This is a genomic window from Microbacterium sp., assembly GCF_036566905.1.
Classification (GTDB): domain Bacteria; phylum Actinomycetota; class Actinomycetes; order Actinomycetales; family Microbacteriaceae; genus Microbacterium.
In genome coordinates, this window is sequence record NZ_DATCVK010000043.1 from 1 (window position 1) to 3,994 (window position 3,994).

Here is a 3,994-nt window from a genome sequence, read left to right on the forward strand (position 1 = left end):
GCAAGTTCGGTGAGGGTTACACGGAGCTGACGACGGGTCTGAAGGGTGCGGTGGACGGCATCAACGACATGTCGGAGTCGCTGCTCGGCATGATGCGTGCGATCCAGGACCTCGACCAGCAGCTCGCCGGCGGCTGAACCACCTCCATCGCCGGTGCGGCGGGCTTCGCGCCTGCCCGCCGTACGGCGACGGTGACGGCGGCGCACGACAATGAGGAGTGACGGTGGGGGTCAAGGTCAGTTATGACGATCTCGGCGACCTGAGCACGCAGCTCAAGCACATCATCGACGAGTTCGAGAGCGCGGGCAGCAGGCGACGGGATCTCGAGGACGCTGTCGACACGCCGTACGACAAGGACGACCTGAAGGACGCGGCCCACGACTTCGAGGGCCGCTGGGACGACCGTCGCAAGCGGCTCATGGACAACTGCAAGGGCGTCGCCGAGCACCTCGACGGCGTGATCGCCGCCTTCAAGGACTTCGACGAAGACGCGGCACGCAAGTCAGAGAACGGATGACGGAATGACCACGCCTTACATGCCGTCGCACACGCCGGCGGGCACCCTGATCGAGAAGCTGCGCGGCGACGCCGGAGACGTCCAGACGCGGGGTCAGCAGATCGTCGACCTCGCGAGCGACATGTCCAGCGCATGGAACCTCATCTCGCGGCTCGTCGATGACGGCGCCGACATGGAGGGGCAGTCCATCGAGAAGCTCCGCGAGCTGTGCGGCAAGGTGAGCAGCGATCTGTCCGAGGCGGCCGAGCTCTACGACGCCGTCGGGCCGCACATCCTCACCTACGGCAAGGAGCTTGAGACGTCGAAGGGCGTCATCGACCCGCTCGTGTCGGATCTGCTGGATCTGTGGGAGGAGTACTACAACCTCAGCCGCACCGCCGACACCGCCGAGGGCGCGGTGCCGAACGAGCCCGACGACGACGCGGACGCGGACGAGCAGTCGGCATTCGACACCGCTTCGGCGAACGCCGACGAGAAGCGGGGCCTCGCCACCGCGAAGCACGCGGACTGGGTGGAGAAGGCGGGGGAGTACGACACCGCCTGGGACAGCTGGTTCGACGCCTTCGACACCGCCGCCAAGAACATCCGTGAGGGCGTCAGCGGCAAGATCGAGGACGACTGGAAAGACGACCTCCGCGGCGCGCTCGACTTCCTGGCGAACGTCCTGGCCGTGGCGGGCATCGTCCTCGCCGTCCTCGCCATCGTGGTGGGCGGCCCCATCATCATGGCCCTCGCGGCGATCGTGGCGGTCGCGACCCTCGCCGTCGCGCTCACGCGCAAGCTCGCCTTCGACGACGGCAGCTGGTGGGATGTCGCCTTCGGCGTGATCGGCGTCATCCCGTTCATCGGCCCCGCCGCCCGCACCGTCCGCGGCCTCGGCTCGGCATCCGGATGGCGCGCACTGGGAACCGCCTTCGGCGACGACGCGCTGCGGCTGACCGGCATGAACGCCGCCTCGTTCGACGACTGGGCGTCGGGTCTCAACGCCCTGCGCGGCACCACCTTCGCCGACAAGGCGGCGGACTTCTCGGCCGCGCTGTTCTCGGGCAAGAACATCGACGACTGGGCGCGCATGGGCTCGACCGGGCGCGACGCGCTCGCCACGGTCGGCACCGTCTGGGTGGCGCAGTTCCAGATCCTCGGCCAGATCAAGGACGCGAGCGGCGGCGCCTTCTCCGGCTCGTTCGATCCTGACCAGAACCCTTTCTCGTGACGGGCACCGTGCGGCATCGCACGGCGCGGAACGGGAAGCCGGGGATGGGAGACTTGTCGGGTGAGTGACCTGCGCGCTGAATTGAGGGGCACGGTAGCCCCTGCCGTCCCGCAGTATCGGATGCTGCTGCCGCTGGGCTGGCAGTCGTACGACGTGACCGCCGATACCGAGCGGGAACTGCTGGGTGCGGCGCGGACGCGTCTCTCGCAGGCCGGCCGACCCGATCTCGCGTCGGGTCTCGCCGTCCAGGTCGGGGACGCCCTGCGCAGCCTCCGCGCACAGGACGCGTTCGCGTTCGCGCTGGCCGGCGAGACCGCGCCGTCCTGGGCCCTCGGGGCGGCGAGTCTCGTCGGCCTCCGGCGCAAGGCCACGCCCGAGATCCCGCTGGACGCCGTCGTCGAGGACGCGGTCCGCAACCGCGGCGGGATCGCGATCGGCGAAGGGCATCGCATGGTGCGCTGGACGGAACGTCGTCCCGTCACGCTCGAGGGCGTCGCCGCCGTCTCGTTCCTCATCAACTACCTCATCCCGATCCCCGGAACCCGGCGGACGCAGGCCGTGCAATGGACCGCGACCGTCGCCCATGCGGCCGACATGGCCGAGGACGACCCGGTGCTGCTGGCGTGGGTCGCGCTCTTCGACCACCACGTCGCCACCTTCACGTGGAGCACGCGCTGACATGCAGATCAACCTTCGACACGATCCCGAGCGCAGCCTCCCGGTCCCACACGTCGAGCGGTCCGCCGACGAGCGCGCGCTCTGGGCGCGGGAGACCGCCTACGCCTTCGCCGCACGCGAGGGTTTCGACGACGCCGCGGCGGAACGCATCACCGCGGCGCTGAACGACATCGCCGGCGCGACCGGCGACGACCGCCGGAACCTGCTCCTCATCGGGGCGGACGGCCGCGTGCTGGCGCCGTTCACGGTGTTCGCGGCATCCGAACCGCTGGCCGAGGCCGAGCAGGCCGCCTTCCTGTGGTCGGCCTCGGCACTGCTGCCGCCGACCACCGAGGTGGTCGAGTCGGCGCAGCTGGGCGCCGGGATCTCGGTGACCCTGCTCGAGCGTCACGATGACCACGACTACGGGTTCCGGCGCTGGCTCTTCGTCGGACAGAACGCCACGCTCGGCGCCGTGCTCGGCCCCGTCGCACCGTACGGACTGGCGTTCGTGGAGGGGGTCGCCGGCAGCATCCTGCACGAGTCGGTCCTCGAGGGCTTCCTGCCCTCCGCCGACCGCACGCGCGTCGAAGAGCTCGATGCCGCGGTGGTGCGAGCGGGAGAGGACTGGCCGCTGTGAGCGATCGCACTCTGACGAGCCTCGTCGACGAGGTCGACGAGTGGGGCCCCGTCGACTGGTGGCGGCTCGAGCTGCGCTCGTTCGTCACGACGCCCTACGCGCAGCACGCCCTCGTCGTGCTGGCCCCGAAAGAGGCGGTGCGCGCGGAGCATACCGGCGTCCGCGCGGGAAGCTGCCTGCAGTCGCTCGCGTACATGTTCCTGCTGGTGGCTCCGCTCGTCGGGGCGGCCGCCATGCTCCGCTGGGTCGCCGGCGGAAGCGCGTTCGACTTCCCCCTCGCGTTCGCCGGCGTGCTCACGCTCATCTCGTTCCTCGCCACGGCATGGAGCGAATACCAGCGCTTCCGTCATCCCCGCGCCGTCTCTCAGTCGGGGATCCGCACGACCACGCTGATGCACATCGTGCCGGGCCTCTTCACGGCGCTCATCGCGATCACGGCGGGTCGCGAGCTGCTGGGCGACGGCACCTGGGTCTGGCTCGTCGTCATCCTGGCCGACGTGGTGGTCTACGCGGCGATCCTCGTGCGCGGCGTGACCATCAAAGACGGCCCGCAGAATCCGCACGACAACGTCGACCAGAGCGTCAAGGAGATCCCGCCGTCGACGCTGAGCGGGATCATGGCCGAGCGGGATGCCGCGATCGACCTGCTCGTGGCGCGCGGCAAGATCACCGCCGACGTCGGGGCAGAGGCCCGTGCGACCGCGCCAGGGTGGCTCGCGCTCACGCTCGCGCCGCAGGCCGGCTCCGCCTACTACCGCCCTGATCAGGCCTGAATCGCTGCATGGGGAATGGTCCCCATGGGCTGATCGCGTCATGCCGGTTACCGTGGAGTCATCGGCCCGGGGTGGGTCGGGAATCTGAGTGAGGGAGTTGACGATGGCCGATTTCGGTGCTTCGTATGCGGAGATGGAGCAGGTGGCGTCGTCGCTGTCGCAGGCTCGTGATGACATCCAGGGCCAGTTGGATT

5 protein-coding genes are annotated in these 3,994 nt (G+C 69.7%); all 5 read left to right on the top strand.

Annotated elements, in window-relative coordinates:
• Positions 1 to 223: 223 nt before the first annotated feature.
• From VIP82_RS04175 to VIP82_RS04195, 5 genes are read left to right on the top strand one after another with little or no spacing between them, the layout of a single operon-like run.
• Entirely contained in the window at positions 224 to 517 is a 294-nt protein-coding gene (locus VIP82_RS04175; RefSeq protein ID WP_308868151.1) for a hypothetical protein, read from the top strand.
• A gap of 4 nt (positions 518 to 521) precedes the next feature.
• The gene (locus tag VIP82_RS04180) at positions 522 to 1,730 is read left to right on the top strand and encodes a DUF308 domain-containing protein (RefSeq protein ID WP_331906025.1); all 1,209 of its coding nucleotides are present in this window, start codon (positions 522 to 524) and stop codon (positions 1,728 to 1,730) included.
• Positions 1,731 to 1,790: 60 nt separating this feature from the next.
• Positions 1,791 to 2,408 carry a hypothetical protein gene (locus VIP82_RS04185; protein WP_331906026.1) on the top strand — a complete coding sequence of 206 codons (618 nt, stop codon included), beginning with the start codon at positions 1,791 to 1,793 and terminating at the stop codon, positions 2,406 to 2,408.
• A 1-nt stretch (position 2,409) separates the two neighbouring features.
• Positions 2,410 to 3,027, top strand: coding sequence for a hypothetical protein (locus tag VIP82_RS04190; protein ID WP_331906027.1), 618 nt, complete (start codon positions 2,410 to 2,412; stop codon positions 3,025 to 3,027).
• Entirely contained in the window at positions 3,024 to 3,800 is a 777-nt protein-coding gene (locus VIP82_RS04195) for a hypothetical protein (protein WP_331906028.1), read from the top strand. Before VIP82_RS04190 ends, VIP82_RS04195 begins: the two co-directional genes overlap by 4 nt.
• The last annotated feature ends 194 nt before the right edge of the window (positions 3,801 to 3,994 follow it).

Excerpts from the sequence above, each read along its gene's own strand:
- VIP82_RS04190 (WP_331906027.1), top strand. The coding sequence starts at position 2,410 with ATGCAGATCAACCTTCGACACGATCCCGAGCGCAGCCTCCCGGTCCCA.
- VIP82_RS04180 (WP_331906025.1), top strand. The coding sequence starts at position 522 with ATGACCACGCCTTACATGCCGTCGCACACGCCGGCGGGCACCCTGATC.